At 44.0% G+C, this 21681-nt stretch carries 13 protein-coding genes; 6 read left to right on the top strand and 7 right to left on the bottom strand.

All coding sequences use genetic code 11. From position 1 onward, the window contains the following. The first annotated feature begins 151 nt into the window (after positions 1–151). The 6 genes from AC1XUD_RS10530 to AC1XUD_RS10555 all read left to right on the top strand — a co-directional run bounded on the left by AC1XUD_RS10530 (position 152) and on the right by AC1XUD_RS10555 (position 8646). Positions 152–1084 (top strand): dihydrodipicolinate synthase family protein, encoded by a 933-nt coding sequence (locus AC1XUD_RS10530; RefSeq protein ID WP_483360944.1) that lies wholly within the window; start codon positions 152–154, stop codon positions 1082–1084. A 240-nt stretch (positions 1085–1324) separates the two neighbouring features. Beyond that, positions 1325–2791: an aldehyde dehydrogenase (NADP(+)) gene (locus AC1XUD_RS10535; protein WP_483360945.1), complete on the top strand. Its 1467-nt coding sequence runs from the start codon at positions 1325–1327 to the stop codon at positions 2789–2791. A gap of 87 nt (positions 2792–2878) precedes the next feature. After that, on the top strand, positions 2879–3880 hold the full coding sequence (locus tag AC1XUD_RS10540) for a 4-hydroxyproline epimerase (RefSeq protein WP_483360946.1): 1002 nt from the start codon (positions 2879–2881) through the stop codon (positions 3878–3880). Between the two features lie 108 nt (positions 3881–3988). Then, a complete protein-coding gene (locus AC1XUD_RS10545) occupies positions 3989–5239 on the top strand; it encodes an NAD(P)/FAD-dependent oxidoreductase (RefSeq protein ID WP_483360947.1) in 1251 nt (416 codons plus the stop codon). A 136-nt stretch (positions 5240–5375) separates the two neighbouring features. Continuing rightward, the gene (locus AC1XUD_RS10550) at positions 5376–7169 is read left to right on the top strand and encodes a DUF885 family protein (protein WP_483360948.1); all 1794 of its coding nucleotides are present in this window, start codon (positions 5376–5378) and stop codon (positions 7167–7169) included. Positions 7170–7218: 49 nt separating this feature from the next. Beyond that, positions 7219–8646 (top strand): APC family permease, encoded by a 1428-nt coding sequence (locus AC1XUD_RS10555; RefSeq protein WP_483360949.1) that lies wholly within the window; start codon positions 7219–7221, stop codon positions 8644–8646. A gap of 121 nt (positions 8647–8767) precedes the next feature. Here the strand turns inward: AC1XUD_RS10555 and AC1XUD_RS10560 are convergent, their stop codons facing one another. From AC1XUD_RS10560 to AC1XUD_RS10590, 7 genes are all read right to left on the bottom strand, one after another. Beyond that, positions 8768–9550 (bottom strand): Fic family protein, encoded by a 783-nt coding sequence (locus tag AC1XUD_RS10560; RefSeq protein WP_483360950.1) that lies wholly within the window; start codon positions 9548–9550, stop codon positions 8768–8770. A gap of 70 nt (positions 9551–9620) precedes the next feature. Continuing rightward, entirely contained in the window at positions 9621–11012 is a 1392-nt protein-coding gene (locus AC1XUD_RS10565) for an aminopeptidase P family protein (RefSeq protein ID WP_483360951.1), read from the bottom strand. 62 nt (positions 11013–11074) lie between these two features. Next, positions 11075–12244 (bottom strand): NRAMP family divalent metal transporter, encoded by a 1170-nt coding sequence (locus AC1XUD_RS10570; RefSeq protein ID WP_483360952.1) that lies wholly within the window; start codon positions 12242–12244, stop codon positions 11075–11077. Between the two features lie 23 nt (positions 12245–12267). Continuing rightward, the gene (locus AC1XUD_RS10575; RefSeq protein ID WP_483360953.1) at positions 12268–16029 is read right to left on the bottom strand and encodes a hydantoinase B/oxoprolinase family protein; all 3762 of its coding nucleotides are present in this window, start codon (positions 16027–16029) and stop codon (positions 12268–12270) included. A gap of 216 nt (positions 16030–16245) precedes the next feature. Beyond that, a complete protein-coding gene (locus AC1XUD_RS10580) occupies positions 16246–17133 on the bottom strand; it encodes a helix-turn-helix domain-containing protein (protein ID WP_483360954.1) in 888 nt (295 codons plus the stop codon). A 71-nt stretch (positions 17134–17204) separates the two neighbouring features. Further along, a complete protein-coding gene (locus AC1XUD_RS10585; protein WP_483360955.1) occupies positions 17205–17567 on the bottom strand; it encodes a hypothetical protein in 363 nt (120 codons plus the stop codon). Between the two features lie 220 nt (positions 17568–17787). Next, the gene (locus AC1XUD_RS10590; protein ID WP_483360956.1) at positions 17788–21528 is read right to left on the bottom strand and encodes a PVC-type heme-binding CxxCH protein; all 3741 of its coding nucleotides are present in this window, start codon (positions 21526–21528) and stop codon (positions 17788–17790) included. Positions 21529–21681: the final 153 nt, after the last annotated feature.

Genomic DNA, 21681 nt, shown 5'->3' on the forward strand with positions numbered 1-21681 from the left:
TGCGGAAGAGGGTGCCTGGAGAGGCGTCCTCTTTTTTTATTCGGGTGAAAATCGGTTAATTATTGATTAAAAGATGACTAATATTCTTCAATTGGATCTGCTACTTTTGAATACGATATAGTTAGAACTTGGTCTAAACATAATTGCAACTATGGAAAAAGAATTGTGGCAAGGGATTTTCCCAGCTTTGGTAACTCCTTTTACAGCGGATGATCGCGTAGACTTCGAGCTTTTTGGTAAAAATCTTCACGCTCAGGTAGAGGCAGGAATCTCCGGGGTAATTATCGGTGGATCCTTGGGAGAGGCAAGTACACTCACTTCTGAAGAGAAATATGAGCTTGTGAAATATGCTAAAAATGTGCTGCCAGCGGGAATGCCGGTTGTATTATGCATTGCAGAACAATCGACGGCCGTAGCGGTTGGTATCGCAAAACAAGCGGAATCAATTGGTGCAGACGGATTGATGGTTTTGCCTCCAATGCGCTACAAGGCTGACGACGAAGAAACGGTTACGTATTTTAAAACCATTGCGACGAGTACTTCTTTGTCTGTAATGATATATAATAATCCGGTTGACTATAAAATAGAAGTAACGCTGGATATGTTTGAAGAGCTGGCAACAGTTTCTAATATACATGCCATTAAAGAATCGACACGTGATGTAAGCAATGTGACGCGTCTGTTCAATCGCTTCGGTGACCGCTTCAGGATTTTCTGCGGAGTTGATACCCTGATTATGGAGGAGGTGATGTTAGGTGCAGACGGTGTCGTGGGAGGATTGGTTGATGCTTTTCCAAAAGAAACGGTTGCAATTTTCAATCTGGTAAAAGCAGGCAGATATGCCGAGGCTTTGAGTATATACAGATGGTATCTGCCATTACTTGAATTGGATATTCATCCTAAATTGGTTCAGAATATAAAACTTGCCGCTGCTCAGGCTGGAATTGGTTCGGAATATGTGCGGGCTCCGCGTATGGTTTTGAAAGGAGCCGAGCGTGAAAAAGTATTGGCAATTATCGACAAGGCAATCGAAACGCAGCCGATTTTGCCAGAGTATTTGAATTTAACAGTGAATGTTGAGTGAGCGAATCGTGAGGAGCCGCATAATCATTGATCGTTCATTCATTGGTCTGGGTTCAGATATTAATGAATGGTGAGCTGGGGTTGCAACAGACAAGTCGAGGTAAATTCTTACTCTTTGCGTTCTTTGCGAGCCCTATTGCGTCCATTTCGGTTAAATTCCAGATAAATATTTGACGAATAATGACCCAATTTGGCTTCAACTTCGTACTATCTGAAAGAGATATTGATTAAAGGAAACATTATGAGCGTATCAAAAAACGATATAGAGGGCATTTTGGAGAAAGCGCAGGACGCTTTCGGCGCAATTAGCAAATTGGGTATTACGAAGCGGGTGGCGTTTATGCGAACAGTTGCCGCCGAGATTGAGGCTCTTGGGCCTGAACTGATACAAACGGCGATGGCTGAATCTCGTTTACCCGAAGGAAGGCTAACAGGCGAAAAGGGACGGACTATTTTCCAGTGGAGAAGTTATGCGGATGCACTCGAACGCGGTGCGCCACTCGACGCGACCATCGATACCGCCATTCCTGATCGCACGCCGCCGAAACCGGATATTCGAAAAACCAATGTGGGTTTGGGACCTGTTACTGTTTTTGGTGCAAGTAACTTCCCGTTCGCATTTTCAACTGCTGGTGGCGACACTGCAAGTGCAATTGCTGCTGGATGTCCGGTGGTAGTAAAAGCGCATCCCGGACATTTGAAAACGTCGCAATTGATGGCAAACGCAATTCTCTCGGCTGTTACTAAAAGTGATTTTCCCGAAGGTACTTTTGCACATGTAATTTGTGACACGATTGAAGAAGCGCAGCTTTTAGTAAGTCATCCCATTATTAAAGCGGTTGGCTTTACAGGGTCCAACAAAGGCGGATTGGCGTTGGTGGAAGTTGCCAATAAACGTCCCGAACCGATTCCTGTTTTTGCGGAAATGGGTAGTATTAACCCTGTTTTTCTGTTCTCTGGAAAACTGAAATCATCAGGAGCCGAGTTGGCGAAACAATATGCGGGCTCACTTACACTCGGTGTTGGGCAATTTTGTACCAATCCCGGACTGGTTATTGGTGTCGAAAGTCCTGAATTGGACGTGTTTTCAGAAGCTCTGACAGAAGAAATTAAGAAGTCGGTACCCGCCCCGATGTTGAATCAGGGTATTGCAGATGCATATAATGTTAACCGCGAAAAGCTGGTTAAACAAGATGGCGTAGATATATTGGCTGCCGCGACTGAGCAGGCTGTAGATGGATTCGGTTCGGCATTGGTCGCCACCGTGGCCGGAGTAGATTTCTTGATCAATGATGACCTTCAAACGGAAGTTTTCGGGCCTTTTGCCCTGATCGTAAAATGTAAAGATGTATCTGAGGCGATCCTCGTGGCAGAAAAACTTCACGGACAATTGACGGTGACGCTTTTGGCTGAAAACGACGACTTGGCTGCGAATACTGAATTGGTTTCAATTCTTCAAAACAAATGCGGAAGGATCATTTTCAATAATTTCCCGACGGGTGTTGAGGTATGTAAAGCCATGCACCACGGTGGCCCTTTCCCGTCGTCCAGCAACGTTCAATATACCTCTGTTGGAGCAGATTCGATCAAAAGGTTTGTCCGACCGATCAGTTTTCAAAACTGGCCAGACGAATTTTTACCTGAAGAATTACAAAACAGCAATCCACTAAATATCTGGCGGACTGTAAATAATGAAATAACTAAATAGTTATCGGCAGTCGGCTGTCAGCAATCGGTTTTAGCTATTGCTTGTCTCGACCGCCGATAGCCGACTGCTGATAGCTAAAAGCCAACAATGAGAAAAACATTTTTTTGTATTGACGCCCATACTTGTGGAAATCCGGTACGGGTAGTGGCTGGTGGCGGTCCTTTGCTGGAAGGCAATAGCATGATGGAAAGACGGCTGCATTTTTTGCGAGAGTTTGACTGGATCAGGAAGGGGCTCATGTTCGAACCGCGTGGTCATGATATGATGAGCGGCAGTATTCTATATCCGCCTGTTGACCCTCAAAATGATATCGGCGTTCTATATATTGAAACCAGCGGTTGTCTGCCAATGTGCGGACATGGGACTATCGGAACGGCAACAATCGCTATTGAAGAAGGACTAGTGACCCCGAAAGTGCCGGGAAAATTACGGCTTGAAACTCCTGCAGGACTGGTATTAGTTGAATATAAACAGGAAGGGAAAAAGGTCAAATCTGTGAAGCTGGTGAACGTTAAATCATTCCTGGCGGCAGAAAAACTGACCGTAGAATGCCCGGACCTGGGTACTCTCACAGTAGACGTATCATATGGCGGCAACTTTTACGCCATTGTGGATCCTCAGGAAAATTTCAAAGGACTCGAAAATTACACCGCCGATCAACTGATCAGCTGGAGCAGGGTCTGCAGACAGCGTATGAACGAACAATATACATTCGTGCATCCTGAAAATGAACATATCAAAGGCTTAAGTCATTTCTTGTGGACAGGCGCAGTTATTGACCCGACTTCCACTGCCCGGAATGCGGTCTTTTATGGAGATAAAGCAATAGACCGATCGCCATGTGGCACAGGAACGTCTGCACGCATGGCGCAATGGCATGCAAAAGGAAAACTTAAAAAAGGAGATCAATTTATCCACGAAAGTATCATCGGCTCCAAGTTTACGGGTACAGTCGAAGACGAAGTGAGAATTGGGGACAAACCGGCCATTATCCCTGGTATCGAAGGTTGGGCTGTGGTTACCGGATACAATAATATCTTCATCGACGACGAAGAAGATCCATATGCATATGGATTTCAAGTTATTTAATTTTCAAACGCAGAGTTAACGGAGTTTTTGCGCTGAGTTCGGGAAGTTTAATTCCCCTGTGAGCACGACTTAGGAACTCTAATAGCTAAAAACTAACAGCTAACAGCTATGAAAGGAAAAGCGGTCATCATTGGAGGAGGAATTATGGGGCTTACGTCTGCCTATTATTTGTTGAAAAGCGGCTGGAAAGTTACGCTGATCGACAAAGGCGATTTGAAAGACAACTGCTCCCAAGGGAATGCGGGGATGATCGTCCCAAGCCATTTTATTCCTTTGGCTGCGCCGGGAATGATATCCAAGGGCATTAAATGGATGTTCAACAGTCAGAGTCCGTTTTATGTAAAACCTTCCCTTGATTTTTCACTGATATCCTGGGGATTAAGGTTTATGAAAAGTGCCACCCAGGCGAACGTCGAGAAGGCAGCTCCTCATCTGAGAGATTATCATCTGCTCAGCAAACAATTATATCAGGATTTGGCAAAAGAAAATTCGTTTGATTTTGAATTGGAGCAGAAGGGGATTTTAATGCTATATAAAACTGAAAAGGCAGGCGAAGAGGAAATTCATGTTGGTAAGGATGCGCAAAAGCTTGGTCTGGATGTTGAAATGCTGACAGCCGAACAAGTTCAGGCTATTGAACCGAATATTCAGCTGGATGTTGCAGGTGCAGTCCACTACCACTGTGATGCCCATTTATATCCTGCCGCTCTGACCAGCCAATTGTTAGATTATCTCAAACTGAATGATGCTGAACTGGTTTCGAATTCGGAAGTCACTGGATATGATATTGAAAATGGTGAAATAAAGTCCGTCACTGCTGCGGGGAAGAAATATGAAGGCGATCTGGTGGTGATGACGGGTGGTTCGTGGCTTCCTCAACTTGCCAAACTGGCAGGCTTGTCGATGCCCATCATGCCGGGTAAAGGATATTCTTTTATGGAATCCAATTCCGAATTTCCCATCGCACATCCTGGGCTTTTGATCGAGGCCCGTGTGGCTGTAACACCAATGAATGGTCAGGTTCGGTTTGGTGGAACAATGGAACTGGCCGCATTGAACAATAATATCAACATGAATCGAGTGGAAGGAATTGTGAATTCCATTCCAAAATATTACCCGCAACTGAGCGTTCAATTGCCCGAAAAAGAGCGAATATGGTATGGTTTCAGACCTTGTCCGCCCGACGGATTGCCCTATTTGGGATATACTAAAAAGTTGAAAAATCTGATCGTTGCCGGTGGGCACGGTATGATGGGAATCAGCCTTGGTCCGGCAACCGGCAAGGTTGTAGCGGAACTCGCAGACAGGATATCTCCATCAATTAATATTGATCTCTATAACCCGGAAAGATACAGCTAGAAGGAGGGGCCAGAGCTTGATTTTTGCCTTTTAGTTTGTTAAGTAAATCGATGCAAATCAGCATTTCAATATTTCGTGACTTTGTGCCTTCGTGGCAAAAATAATTTCCTGACCAATTTTCAAAACTCTGCTTCTGATGGCGCGTTTCAATCTAAAATGTTATCATGTTCTGATCGTTTTGTTTTTGGTTGAAAAGGTGCCGAGCACTTTTGCTCAAAAAACGAACGCGAAATTCAATCTTTTCGAACAGACCAGCGAAACGGCTGGCCTGATTATCCAATATGCGCAGGATATCCGCGCGATCAATTCATTTTATTGGCCAATGCTTCCGCAAACGCGTGGATTTAGTCAACGTGTAGAAGTACTGAATTCGCCGGAGCATCGAAAAAGGTTGAACGAGGTCGATAAAGACTATCTCGGGAAATTGAGCAAATTGGATTTCAAGGCCATGAGTATATATGGTCAGGCGGACTATATTCTGCTCAAACGAGACATTGAAGATCACTTGCTTTCCCTCTCAAACGAAGAAAAAGAATATCAGAAGTTTTCGAAGTATCTGCCTTTTGCCGATAAAATTTATGAACTCGAAAAGCAACGGAGAAGAGGTGCGAAAATAGATGGGCAATCTGTTGCCAGCGACATGAATGCGCTGAACAAAGAAGTTGAGAGTTCCTTGAACTCGTTTAAAAAGACAGATTCATTGGATATAGATGCGACCCGACTGGGTGAAAGTGCGGTAAAAGGACTTCAAACCAGGCTGAAGGGGACATTCGAGTTTTATAATAATTATGATCCAATGTTCACCTGGTGGGTTCCGTCACCGTTCAAAACGCTGGACAGCTCTCTTTCTTCATATGCCAAAATTATCAAGGCAAGAGGCAAATCCAATTCGACTCAGCAAGTTGACAAAAGTGGAATAAAAGGTAATCCGATCGGGCATGAGGAGTTGGTTCGTCAGTTAAGGACTGAAATGATCAGCTATTCGCCGGAAGAGCTTATTGAGTTGGCCAACCAGGAATTTGCCTGGTGTGATAAGGAATTATTGAAGGCGTCGAACGAAATGGGCTTTGGCAATGACTGGAAAAAAGCTCAGGAAAAGGTTAAAAACAGCTATGTAGCTGCTGGCGCACAACCCGAGTTGATCATGAAGTTATACAACGACGCCAAAGATTTTATCACTAAAAACAAGCTTTACGAATATCCTGAAATTGCGGACGAAACTTGGGGAATGCAAATGATGTCAGCCGAGGCTCAACTGATCAACCCTTTCTTTTTGGGTGGCCGGGATATCATCATTGCATATCCGGTGGGGTCAATGGAGCACGACGATAAGCTGATGAGTATGCGGGGCAATAATCCATATTTCTCGAGATCCACCGTACACCATGAACTGGTTCCTGGTCATCATCTCCAGTATTACATGAGAAGCAGATATAAACCGTATCGTGCTGAATTCAGTACGCCATTCTGGACGGAGGGCTGGGCACTTTATTGGGAATTATTGCTATATGACAAAGGTTTTGCAAAAACTCCGGAGGAGCGGATCGGGATGCTTTTTTGGCGAATGCATCGATGTGCGCGTATCATTTTTTCGCTCAATTATCATTTAGGCAAATGGACGCCGCAGGAATGCATCGATTTTCTGGTCGATCGCGTGGGGCATGAAAGAGCCAATGCAGAAGGGGAAGTACGGCGTTCATTTGAAGGAAACTATGGACCGTTATACCAGATTGCATATCTGCTCGGAGGACTTCAATTGTTCAGTTTGAAGAAGGAATTGGTCGATACCGGAAAAATGACATTTATGCAATTTCACGATGCCGTCATGAAAGAGAATAATATGCCCATAGAGATGGTGAGGGCTATTTTGACGAATCAAACGCTCACGCCGGATTATAAAACGAAATGGAAGTTTTATAGTTTCAAATAATGTTGTAGTTTACATTTTTTATAACCTACTCATAGCATCTGACAGCCTTATGCCTCAAGAAACTCCGGCAGAGAAAACTTCATTTAAACCATCGTTGGGCCTGATCGACGCCACCATGCTTGTGGCAGGGAGCATGATAGGCTCAGGTATTTTTATCGTAAGCTCTGATATCATGCGTAATACCGGCAGTGTAGGCTGGTTGATGGTGGTTTGGATCGCGACGGGATTTATGACACTAACCGCTGCTTTGAGTTATGGCGAATTAAGCGCAATGTTCCCGAAAGCCGGTGGGCAGTATGTTTATCTGAAAGAATCGTATAATTCGCTGATCAGCTTTTTATATGGATGGAGCCTTTTTACAGTAATTCAAACGGCGACGATTGCCGCGGTAGCGGTGGCTTTTGCGAAGTTCACGGCATATTTGTTTCCGGTTTTTAGCGAAGATTTAATTGCGCTGGACTTGGGTTTTCTCAAAATTACACCGGCTCAGTTGCTCTCGCTCGTACTGATTATATTCCTGACGTTTATTAATACACGTGGTGTAAATAGTGGCAAAATCATTCAAACGACGTTTACTCTCGCCAAGCTTTTAAGTTTACTTGGGCTGATCGTATTCGGATTGATATGGATGAAACCAGAGATTTGGGCTGCCAACTGGGATGCAAGTAAGGTATGGGATTTACATAAACTCAATATCGACGGAACTACCGAATCATACACTACAATTGCCGCCCTCGGTGCCATTGCAGCGGCTATGGTTGGCTCCATATTCAGCAGCGACTCATGGAATAACGTAACCTTTATCGCAGGCGAAATCAAGAATCCAAAACGTAATATCGGGTTAAGTTTAGCACTTGGAACGATCATTGTGACGGTGATCTATATTATGATGAATGTGATGTATACCGGCGTTTTATCTCTTCAGGAAATGGCTTCTGCAGATAAAGATCGTATCGGTGTCGCGGCATCTCAAATGATATTCGGTTCAACCGGAACAGTGATTATTGCGCTAATGCTGATGGTTTCCACATTCGGGTGCAACAATGGTTTGATTATGTCCGGCGCAAGGGTATATTATTCCATGGCAAAAGACGGTGTGTTTTTTAAGAAAGTGGGTATTCTGAATAAGAATTCGGTGCCTGAAGTGGGTTTATGGATACAATGTGTGATCGCCTGCTTATGGAGTTTGAGCGGGAAATATGGCAACCTGCTGGATATGATATCCTTTGTAGTAGTCGTATTCTACATGCTGACCATCATTGGAATTTTTATTCTCCGCAAAAAAAGACCAGATGCCGAGCGTCCATATAAGGCGTTCGGATATCCCTTCCTGCCGATTATTTATGTAGTAATGGGCGTTACATTTTGTCTGCTACTAATTGTCTATAAGCCTGAATATACCTGGCCAGGTTTGATCATCGTCTTGCTCGGCGTGCCAGTGTATTACATGGTGGCTCGGAAAGAGATTGCGGAATAAGTTATTTTCAAAGGCAATTGAGATTGGAATTTTTATAGTTAATTGTCCTGAATAGTTAAAGTAATTGACAAGTTTCGGTTGTTCGACTCTATTAAAATGCTTCTTGTTTAACGAGGCGAGCTTAATATGGTGTTAAGGATCCAACCAACATTTTTAAAAACGGTAAAGCCATACGATAATCCAGTTCATCATATTCCAATCCCAATTTCCGAATGTTAGCATAATAGGTTTGATGCTGTTCATAATAATATCTTTCCGACTGGACAAACCATGCTTTATCGCCTAATTTTTGAGCCAGGAACCATTTCTCTAACAGTCGCCCCATTCGTCCGTTACCATCCTCAAAAGGATGAATTTTCACAAAGACGAGGTGAATCATTGAGGCGAAAAAGAAAGATTCTTCAAATGTCAGTTCGGCATCTAGCAGGGTTTTTAAATCTGCGTGAAATTTCGCCATTTCTGTTTTTACCTGATCGGGAGCCACCGCAACATATTCGATATTTCCACTCTTTGTCAGAACATACATGTTCCCGGTTCTGAATTTCCCTTGGGTATTTAAAATGTGTTTCGTGATATACCCATGAGCTTCGAGCAATGATTTGTCGTTTATTGAAGACTTTTGCGCGAACTGATATGCTCCATATAAATCGTCGATCTTTCTTGTATAATCGGGTTGATATTTTACGCCAAATCTTTTGTGTTTAATATAAGAATCGAGATCCATTTCCTCTCCTTCGATTTTCGACGAAAAAACTGCCGAGACTGATGTGTAAAAGCTAAAACTTTCAATACTTATATTGCTATCATGAAGATTTTCGAAGTTTTGCTTTGCTGAATCCGGAAAGTCAGATATATACAATTCCAGCAAATCTGTCAGTAATATTTTAAGTTTGTTGGATTGCATAAGTGTATTTACCTTTTTACTAGATTTCTATCAGGACTGAGAAAATTACTTTAATTCCGAAAAGCTAATTTCAAGAATCCTCCCGCATCCTCTCCACATCCACAACCTCCTTCACCAATTCCTTACCAAGCACGCGATTCCCATTTTCAGTAATAACAATATCGTCTTCAATACGAATACCAGTAAAGTCGCGGAGCATTTCCAGTTTGTTGTAATTGATGAACTGAGATAATTTCTTTTCTGCCTTCCAACGGTCTATTAATGTGGGGATTAGATATAGTCCGGGTTCAACAGTTACCACAAAACCTGTTTCAAGGGCACGTCCTAAACGTAGCGATTTCCACCCAAAAGAGGTACCTTTTTTCAGTTCGTCGGTATATCCGACATATTGCTCTCCCAAATTTTCCATGTCGTGGACGTCCAGACCCATCATATGGCCCAGTCCGCATTGAAAGAAAAGCGTATGAACATCGTGCGCCACGGCTTCCATGGGGTCGCCGGTTATGACTCCGAGAGATTTTAGGCCTTGTAATAATTTCAAACTGGCCAGTTCATGAACGTGTTTAAACATCACACCTGGTTTACACGCTTCAACGGCACTTACCTGCGCATTGAGCACAATTTCATACATTTCTTTTTGAAGCGTCGTAAATTTTTTGCCGGTCGGAATTGTACGGGTAAGGTCGCCGCAATAGTGCATGGCGGTTTCGGCACCGGCGTCACAAAGCGTCATTTGTCCTTCTTTCATCACCAAATCGCGGGTGTGTGTATGCAGAATTTCGCCGTTCACGGTCAGGATAATCGGGTAGGATATATCACCTCCCTGACCGATCGCAATACTTTGCAATTTACCAGCTACTTCCTTTTCTGTCATTCCAGCCTGCGTCAGCTGCATAAAAGCCAAATGCATATCAACAGATGTATTGACTGCCTTTTCAATCTCAGCAATTTCCTCTCCTGATTTATACGAACGCATCGACACAATCGCCTTAATCAACGGTACAGATGCTCGTTGGTGAGTTTCATTAGGAGCAATATTAAGCCATTCGAGCAGTTTTAATGAGTGTTCGCCACGATATGGCGGGAGATAATGAATCGTCTGTTTGCGATCCTGGACACCTTTTAAATAAACTGCAAGAACATTTGAAGGACGAACATCTTTTATGCCTGCTTTTGCTGCTTTCGCGGTCAATGGTTCTTTCGGTCCTGTCCAGATGATATCATCAATGCTCAATTCATCGCCAAAAAGTATTTCCTGGTCGTTATCCAGATCGATAACTGCGTGAAGCGATGGCGCATCTATTCCAAAATAATACAGAAAAGAGCTGTCCTGGCGGAAGGTATATACATTGTCGCGGTAGTTCATGCCCGACTCTTCATTTCCCAAAAACAAAATAAGCCCTCGCTCGACTTTGCTTTTTAACTCGTTTCTTCTGTTGATATATGTATTTGCTGAAAACATTGCAGATTGGGTTCAATTAATATGACTTGCAAATTATCCTATAACAAGTTGCAAACGAAACTTTATATGGATTGAATTACCATCGCCACCAGAATCACCACCACAAGCCACCCGATTAATTGAAGTAAAAGTGGATGTTTGTAGCTTCCAACAAGTCTGGATTTTCGGCTGGCTATCAAAATGATGGCTAAGGCAATCGGCAAAATGAAGCCATTGAGGGTCCCTACGAAAACAAGTATCTTGACAGGTTTGCCAATACTTAAAAAGATAACGGTTGAAATGGCGATAAACAGAATAATCATCCTCCCCGAATACTTGTCAAAATAGGGATGAAAAGTGCGTAGAAACGAAACCGACGCATATGCCGACCCAATTACTGATGTAATTGCGGCGCTCCATATCATAATGCCAAATAATATACCCCCCAGTTCTCCACCGGCACTTTCGAATACCGATTTAGCCGGATTTCCCGGATCCAGATGTACACTTGCGGAAACGACTCCAAGTGTTGCCAAGAATAAGAGATACCGCACAGCTGCCGTTACCAAAATACCAATTCCCGCACTCCTGTTCACCTCCGGAATTGCTGCTACGCCTTTTAATCCACCATCCAAAAGTCGATGCGCCCCGGCAAACGAGATATATCCTCCAACGGTACCTCCCACCAGAGTGATCGTGGCAAGAGCGTCAAACTGTTCAGGAATAATTGAGTTTTTAAACGCAGAGACAATCGGAGGGTGCGAAACCCAGGCGATATATATGATCAGCAAAAGCATCAGAATTCCTAAATATCTGGCGAAGGCGTCCATTAACCGCAATGCTTCTTTGAACGAGAAAATAGCAATTGCGATCAGCGCGCTGATGCCAGCGCCAATCTCCACGGGTATTCCCGTAATAGCCTGAATTCCCAAACCCGCACCAGCGACATTGCCAATATTAAATGCCAGGCCACCTATAACTATCAATATGGCCAATAGGAAACCAAGACCAGGTAAAAGTTCGTTGGCGAGATCCTGAGCCCGTTTCCCGGATACGACCAGGACTTTCCATATATTAAACTGAACACAGAGATCGATCAAAACGGAGAGGATGATCACAAAACCAAAGCTCGCCAGCAACTTTTCTGTGAATACTGTCGTCTGTGTCAGAAAGCCGGGGCCGATGGCGGAAGTTGCCATCAGAAATGCGGCTCCGATAATTGATGACGCGGTTTTGGATCTTTCGAGTGACATATCTGAATGGTTCTATGTAAAGTTTACTTGCATTGTCCATATCCTCCACCACCCGGCGTTTCGATCTGCAGAACATCGCCTTTACTTACGTGAAAGCTGCATATTCCCGGCAATTCCTCTGCAGTGCCATCAGCTGGTGTATATATATGTCGACCGGTTTTTCCTTCTTTTCCACCGTTGATACCATATGGCGCACTGACGCGATGTTGCGTTAACAGCGTAATTTGTAATGGCTTTAGAAATTCCACTTTCCGGACAATGCCGTCTCCACCACTGAATTGACCGATACCTCCTGAATCTTTACGAATGCCAAATTCAAGCAACCGAACCGGATATTTCTGCTCCATCGGTTCCGGATCGGTGATGCGTGTATTTGTCATATGCTGATGAACCGCCGAGCGACCATCAAACCCCGCTCCCGCTCCCGTGCCGCCCCCGATGGTTTCATAATACCCAAACTGCTCATCGCCAAAAAGAAAATTATTCATCGTTCCCTGGCTGCATGCGGCTAATCCAAATGCTTTGATCAGGGTGTCTACCAATCGCTGGCTGACTTCCGTATTTCCTCCTACCACAGCCGGGCATTTTTCAGGATCGTCAGAAAATATGGGATGGAGGAAGCTATTATCCGGCAGAACAATCCTTACCCGTTCCATCAATCCGTCATTGAGCGGTACTTTTTTGTTGACTAAAAGCCGGAGGACATACAGTATTGCACTATATAATATGGAAATATTGGCGTTCAGATTATTAGGGTGAACAGCGGACGTTCCGGTAAAATCGAATATTTGTTCCGTTTCAGAGATCGTAATTTTTACGGATATGATATGTCCGTCATCCAGCGATTCGGTAGCCTCAAATGTTTTGTTGCGATATGGGATCAATGCTTCCCGGAGCTGAAGGGAAGCATTCGATTTCAAAAGTTTCATATACTTTTTGACAACACCAAAGCCGTGAGTATCAATCAGTTTTAATACTTGCTCGCTCCCATTCCTAAGAGCCGACAATGCAGCTATCAAGTCAGCTTCGTTTGATGCAAATGAACGAGTCGGATATGGTCCGGAAAGGAAGAGTGCACGAATAGTTTCCCATTGAAATACACCTCTTTTAACCAGATACTGCGGCAAAATTACCACCCCTTCTTCCGCCAATGTTGTGGCGTCAGGTGGCATGGACCCTGGCGTTTTTCCACCTACTTCGGCATGATGCGCCCTGTTGATTGCATATCCGGCAAGTTGATTTTCTGAAGTAAAAATTCCGGCTATCAGAGTAATATCCGGCAAATGCGAACCACCATATCTCGGATGGTTCGTAATAATTACATCACCGGGTTCGATATCAATATACTCTTTTACTAGTCTGGTGCAGATACCCATACTGCCCAAATGTACCGGAATATGTTGGGCATTGACCAGCAATTCTCCATCCGGATCTATCAGTGCGCACGAAAAATCCAGCCGCTCTTTTACGTTGACCGAAAATGCGGTGCGCTGCAACTGCGCACCCATATCTTCAGCAATGGATTCGAAACGGTTGGTAAATAATTGTAGTGCAACTGCTTCGGAATCTTCATCTTTGGCCAACTTTTTCTCATCTGTTTTAGCCGCAATTGCATCCTTGTTTTCCTGAATAACTAGTTGCCAACCTTTTGGTATGTAGGTTGTTGAAGTATTGTTCAATAGAATGGCGGGTCCTGAAATTTCGTCGCCTTTTGCTAGTATATCCCAATCATACACTGAAGTATCAGCTGGAATATTTGAATTAACAATATGGGTTTCAGCTATTGCTTTTCGATATCCGTCACTTTTGAGAATCGGGGCTGTGGGCAAAGTTTTTTCCTGAAGCATCATTCGTATACTTTCCAGCTCAACAATGCTGTTTTCAGGATAATAACCGAATTGAGATCGATATAGAGATTCGAACTTTGGAATCGTTTCGTCACCAGAGTATGGCACCTCAATTGCATTTTCCTGTCCTTTAAATCTCAGAAAAACGGAAATGAAAGCAATATCCGGGTCTTTAATATTTTGATCAAAAAGTTTGTTAGCCGCCTCTTGTTGAATGTTTTCTAAGATTACAGGTATTTCGTCCTTAACCTCCAGATAGGATCGGAGAAGCTGACGGGAGACAAGCACACTTACAAGTGATTCGCCGATTCCAACAGCGCTGAACAAACCTGCGTCATATGGTACTATGACCGTTTTTATATCAAGCAGCTCCGCGATCTGACAACAGTGTAATCCCCCGGCTCCACCGAAAGTTACCAACGCATATTCCGACGGATCAATGCCTCTGGCGACAGAAATCTTGCGAATGGCTTCTGCCATTTTCTCGTTCGCAATTTTTTCAAGTCCTTCCAATATCACGCGATCCGACAAGCGGTTGCCGGTTTTCTTGAAAATCTGTTCGGATAACTTTTGCAGCGCTTCCTGCGCTTTTAAGCCGCTGATGGGTATTCCAAACCTGGAGGTATCCATTTTCCCCAACAGAAAGTTTACATCGGTAATAGTCAATGGTCCGCCCGCTCCATAACATGCCGGTCCCGGCGACGCGCCTGCACTATGCGGACCCACTTGCAAGGTATATCCATCAAACCAGCAGACTGAGCCACCACCGGCAGCAACGGTTTCTATCGCCAGACTCGGGTTGTGGAATTCAATTCCGTCGATTTGGGTAATGTATTTTAACTCCGGGAGTCCATCGTCAATTCTTGCGGTATCCGTACTCGTTCCGCCCATGTCAAAAGTGAGGACTTTGCTATATCCGAAACGCTGTGCAATATGCGCCGCCGCGATCATCCCACCAGCCGGACCGCTTAGTAAACTGTCCTTAGGCTGGAATACTGCCGGATTGGACAAACTACCCGAACTGGTCATGATCTTAAGACTGCCATCGCCCAGTGAACCGAGGATTCGGCTGAAATATTGGTCTAAAACCGGTTCCAGATAAGCGTTGATCAACGTGGTCTGTGTTCTTCGCAGATAATGGGAAAACGGATAAAGCTTTGAAGATGTGGATATGTAGCCATTTCTATTTTCAGATATTGCCAACGCTATCGCCTTTTCATGTGCATCGTTTTTGTGCGCATGAAGTAGGGAGATTGCAACAGAGTCGAATTCCTCAATATCAGAAATAAATGCGTTTTTGAAAGTTAATTCTTTCAATACATTTCCCTCATAATCAAGTCGTTCCTCAACTTCCAAAACCTTGCTATATAGCAAATCAGGTTCAGGGATATCAAGCTGGAAAAGGGATGGACGTTGCTGAGTGCCTATATAAAGCAGGTCCTTAAATCCTTTGGTGACGAGCAAAAGCGTTTTGGCTCCCTTTCGTTCCAGCAGCGCATTGGTGCCTTTGGTCGTTCCCAGTCTCATTTCGATTTTGGGGAGGGAAGCATTAAGCGGCGTTTCCGTGATCAAGCGTGCAGCCAGAATAGGAGCTTCTTCACCGGTGAAAAGCTCAAAATCAACAGGTTCACTTTCCGGGATATCAAAATTGAGTAAAATCGTGCCCTTATTTTGATCAAGTGATACAACCTGCACGATTTCTGAGTGATGGTTACTTTTAAAAAAATAGCCAATAAGAAGATCCTCAGCAAATTTCCAGGAAGATTCAAAACGAAATGTAAAAGGTGCAATTTTCTGCAAAAGCCGACCGCGAAGCCGTGCAGAGCTCAAAACTTTAATGCGTTTTGTCTGCCCAAAAGGATCAGTTGCGAGACAGTCCGTGAACGTCCCACCGGTGTCGATGCTGATTTTCCAGTGACTTTGATTCGTGATATTCAATATCGGGAACAGGATTGGATTAAAACACCAAAATACGAGGTTTTTTATCCTGGAAAGCGTTTAATTAGATATTCTTTGGGAGTTTGGAGTTCAGTTTTTTTCTTTTAAAAAGAATAAAATTTAGAGTTAAGACAAGGATTCATATGATCGGATGCCTTACTTCTAGATTTGTTAGTGAATCCAGAAATCGTATCGGTAGGAAATAGGAAAGAAATGTCATTCAAGCTGTTTGACATTCCTTTTATAATCTTTGAGATATTCTCCAGGAGCCTTCCCAACGATTTTTTTAAATACCCGGTTGAAGTTCGCAACTGATTCAAACCCTGTTTGGTAGGATATCTCGGCAATGCTATCATGTTTGCTGGAGACGATGAGTTTGCAGGCTTCATTCACCCGGATTTCGCTCAAAAACAGTACGAACGTTTTGCTTGTATGCTTCTTGAAATAGCGGCAGAAGGCCTGCGGTGTCATACTGGCGACAGACGATATTTCACGTAATGTTACCTGATTTTTATAGTTTTCAACGAGATATCTGAATATCTGGTCCATCCGAATTCCTTCACCCTCCGAAATAATATGGTCACTATTGCCCTGGGAAAGTGGGATCAGATTGCCTTTCGAAGAAAACAAATGGAGCAATTCGATAAAAGCTGAAACGCGAAGAGCATCTGGATGCTGCATAATATCTCGAATTTTAGTCGTTACCTCCGACGCATATTCATTCGGGATTTTGAATCCGCTGTGCAGCGTTTCGATAAACTTGCGGATTGATATCATTTCCGGAAAACTCAACAAATTTTGAGCCAGCCGACCGGGGTCGAAAAAGATTGAGATGGAGTGAACTCCTTTTGGATGTAAATGGTCAAAGTAGGTTTCGTCGCTTTTGAAAATGTGCGACTGGTTGGCTCCAATGATATAGACATCGCCTGTTTCAAATGGCTGCATGTAGTTACCGGCAATCAAAATTCCCGATCCATCGACCACCCATTCGATCTGCACTTCCCGATGCCTGTGTAAATGGGGGTAGTAATGTGGAAGGATATCCTCCTGCACAATGATAGTGTTCTCTCCCGAAACAGGCACTGTAAATTGGATAACCTTCATGAGGAGCTATTGGCTATTAGCTTTTAGGTTTTGGTGAAAGGGGTGAAATTAAGTTATTGGGCTGACTTCTATTAATCAGCCATCCCGAAATCAATTCTGATGATTCTGGTTCCGTTTTTCTTTATTTCGTCTGTTTTGATGTTTTTGATATTGCGTGTATTCGCGTCGACTATCTTTCTCACCTTATTTTCGTCTTTTGTTTTCTTGCCATTCAAATAATAGATGACCGAGTTTTTTGGATATCCATAAATCTGGTGGGATAATATCTCGCGGTTTACATGAATAACTTCACTCCCGCCGGGAGAAACATAATCAACCATATCCTCAGTTTTGGGCATGATTTGTTCGTAAGTAGGAAAGCTGTCCTTTTTCTGAGCCAACGATTCGGTTAGGTTAAAACAAAACAGAGTGAGGATTGTTGCTATTGTTTTCATGGAGCTATTTCAGAGAAAAGTAAAGTTAATCCTTGTGCCCGAAAAACCAGTGGAAGCTCTTTTGATGCTTTCTGTTTTAGTAAGTATTGAAATTTGGCATGAAAAACAATTACCGCACAACGAGGAATATATAATACCTTAAATCAACTTGAAACAAAAACCCCGCCAAGCCAAAGCCTGCCGGGGTTTTTGATGCATATTCCTTTAAGTGGTCAGGCGATTAAATCTGCTCCTTTACCACTTTCATCACTCCTGTCATCAGGCGCCAGTGGCCAGGGAATGTACAAACGAAAGGATAGTCGCCTGGCTGATCAGGCACAACGAATCTTAGTTTATAAGTTTGTCCGGGGTTTACCAATGGTGTCGATGCTACGATCTGAGGGATATTCGGCACGTAGTTTTTCTCCGCACCGTCTTTCGCTGTGATCATTTTGTCGGCAGCCGCACCGATTATCTGTGTTGATTTGGGCTGACCGATCACAATATTATGTTGCATCGCGTCAGGATTTTCGAAGACGATTTCAACCGTTTTTCCGGCCGTTACCTTAAACTCAGTCAAATCGAACTTCATTTCTTCTCTGATCGCTTTGATCTTCACAATTTGCACATTCGGATCGTTGGCAACTTCTTCTTTGATTCCATATGATTCAAGAACCGTTGTGTATTTCGCCACCAGATCGTTTGGAACGTTGCTCTTCGCAGCAGTTAGCACTGCAAGACTCGCGTCAGGTACCGATTCTTTGCGTTTTGGATTCCAAACACTTACTATTCCTCGTAGTATGGCGTTACGACCCGGGGCATCCAGCGCCTGGATTTCCTTAATAAAGTTCACAACTTCCTGGCCCGATGCATAAGATGTATATCCCCTAGCAGCCCGCTCCAAAGCAAAATCCGAAAGATGTTCCGGCATTTTTACTTCAAAGGTTTTGGTCAAAGCATTGTTACGGTTTTCATCCTTTTCCGGTACAACATTGTCGATATCAATATTGGCACTCACCGTCACTTTTCCTGGCTCGTCAGACGAGAAGCCAAAAGTGCTTCTCCATGGGCCGTTGTTACCTTCCGTCAGTTTGATCGTTTCACCCGGTGCAATACCGTTGATCAGCTGGCGGCTGATATAGTTTGTGTTCAAAGAACGGCTACGGATATTCACATTCACAACCGGAACGACACCTTTAGCAACCGCTACACTTCCGAGGTTTTTGATTTCAATAACCACTCTCGCATATTCTCTCACAAAAGGAGATGACGGCTCGATGGTGATGTTGGTAATCGCAAGTTCAGCACTGCCTTCTACGGTAGCCTGATTGGCCATATGCTGGCTGTGATCCATACCTTCGTGGCTAGTGCTTGCTGTTACAGTTTTGGTTGCACTGCTCGCTGACCCCGCTTTTGCAATTCTTTGAGTCAGATATTTTTCACGGAGTTGTCCACCGTGTGAGTTCAGGATTGCAGCAAATGCATCCGGCATCCAGCGGTCAGATACGTCCGGATAGGTATCCAAAAGGTTCAAAACTGCCGTTTCGATCTCAGCATTGAGTGGTATATCGATGAAGGCCAAAATCGTATTCAATACCACAAGCGGCTCTTTATCGTGAAGCGCGTCAACAGACAATAATGTTTTTCCGGAATCGGCGGTTCTTGGCAACACACGGACAGCAGTTTTGCGAACTTCACCACTTGGATGTTTTAGCGTAGTTTTCACAGCTGCCAAAACGGCTGGATCTTCAATCGCATTAAGGCCTTGCAAAGTCCACAATGCGTGAATTGCAGCAGTGTTCAACCCAATTTCGTCCACCGACTGGTCTTTCAACAAATCTAGTAGCTGAGGAATTACATCTTTCTGACCACGTTCTACCAACAATCTTTGTGCATGAGAACGCCAAAGCATATTGGTATTTTTAAGCGTCGCTACCAATTCCTGAGGGCGCGATTTGCTCAACGAAAGCGGCTTGTAAGCAGGAGCATCTTTCCATCCAATGCGATAAAGGCGTCCGTGCGTATAGTCGCGCAAATCTGTCTGATATGCATTTCCACCCCCATTTTCCATTCCCTTCGGAGTTGGATTGTGCTGAATAATGTAACTATACCAGTCGGCAACCCAAACTGCTCCGTCCGGCCCTACTTCAGCAAACACAGGTGAAACCCATTCGTCGGCTCCGGCTAGCAAGTTAAAGTCGTTAACATCTTCGTAATCAGTTCCTTTTTTAACCATTAAATTCCTGTGCAGAACATGGCCGGTTGGTTCTGAAACAAACGCGATTTTGTTCCAATATTCTTTTGGATACGCTCTCGCAGTATAAAAATTATGACCGGCCGCAGCTGTAAATCCGCCAAATACGTCAACCTGGCGCACTTTTGGCGTGATCGGCTGCATATCCTTGTGGGTATCTGTGCTCCGGCTTCCGTTGTCTACTTTGCTTTTTCCAAAATATCGATTCGGAATGGCAGAATACCATCCATGAGAGTTATTCGCAGTTGATCCAAACAAATCTCCGGCCTCGTTGAACCCGAGTCCCCAGGTATTGTTAGAGGTTTTGGCAACAATTTCCATATCCGTTGCATCCGGTTTAAACCTGAAAAGAGCCTGTCCAAAATCAAGCGAATCGCTTTTTCCAACTTTACCTTTAAAACCAGAATAACCAACGGAACCATATACCCAGTTGTCGAAACCGTAGTGCAAATTAGACGGACCGGCGTGGGTATCACCCGTTCCGAAACCGCTGAAAAGTATCTTTTTAACATCCGCTTTGTCATCACCATCAGTATCCTGAAGGAACAACATATGCGGAGCCTGCGAAACGATCAAGCCACCGTTGGCAAAGACCAAACCGGTAGGAATGCTCAACCCGTCTGCAAAGCGCGTGAATTTATCTGCCTTTCCGTCATTGTTTGTGTCTTCGCAGATCAGGATATAGTCACTTCCTCCTGTGTCTTTTCTTTCATTTGGATAATCCTTTGTGATCAATACAAACAGCCTTCCACGCTCGTCCCAGGTCATCGCGATCGGGTGCATTACATCCGGCTCGTGTGCGAAAACAGCAAGGTTAAAGTCAACCGGAATCTGAATATGTTTTACTGATTCTTCAGGAGATAGTGGCAATTGTTGAAGCTGCACACCGGGACGCTGCTCGTAGTTCGGAAGCTTGGCCTCACGGTACTCGAAAGGCTGTGGTTTCAAAGCCGCCAAAGCCTTCCTCGCGTCATCGTTAACAGCCCACAGAATTCCTTTTTCGATTAGATCCTGAAATCCGGGAACAGCCCAGGTCCGTTCGTCGTGGCCATATGCAGTATAGAAAATCCGTCCTTTACCATGCGTGCGAACCCAAGTATAGGGTTCGTTCTTTTGTCCGGGCTTATCTTTTTCCTGGTCTTTTTGAATGATTCTTTCAGTCAGAACAATATTATCCGGTTGCAGAAGGGTGTGCAGATAAGTTTCGTCTACGGTTTTAAAAGGAGCAACTCCGGCAATAGCAGGATGATCAGGCTTGGTCCATACAGGCTGTATAGTATCCCAGGTATGACGCCAGAATTGCCCGCCCATCAGTTTCACTATTTCGGGGTTATTGCGGAAACAGTAAGAAGCACAGTGAACGGGAATAAATCCTTTACCGCTCGCCACAAAATCAAGCAAAGCTTTAGCCTGTTGAGGTGCTATGGAATCCCAGTTTGCATATAACATCAAGGCGTCATATTTGCCCAGAGTCGTTGGGTTCAGGTCATTCAAATCGCTGGTATAGGTGAAGTTGAATCCCTTTGGCCCTAAGGCTGCCATAATTTGCGGAATTCTTTCCGATGGCTTGTGATGGCCATTATCGCCAAGAAATAATATTTCAAGTCGCCGTCCTTTCGTGGCATCTTTGGCAGATGCGTTTTGCGCCGTCGAATTCTGTTGGGACTGTTGAACGGCACAGCCCAGCAGGACGATACCAAACAAGAGAGATAAGGCTTTGGATTTCATTAAATATTATTCGTAAAAATGTAAACTGCTTGTTTGTAATGTATCCCGGTGTCAACGGGAGGATTTATGGAGCACGTATTTAAGAAAATGTAAAAAAAAGTAAATGAAGCAATTGCAATTGACTAAAACCGATCAAAGAACTCGAAACTGTCC

The organism is Dyadobacter sp. HNCC25DJ184 (assembly GCF_056895215.1).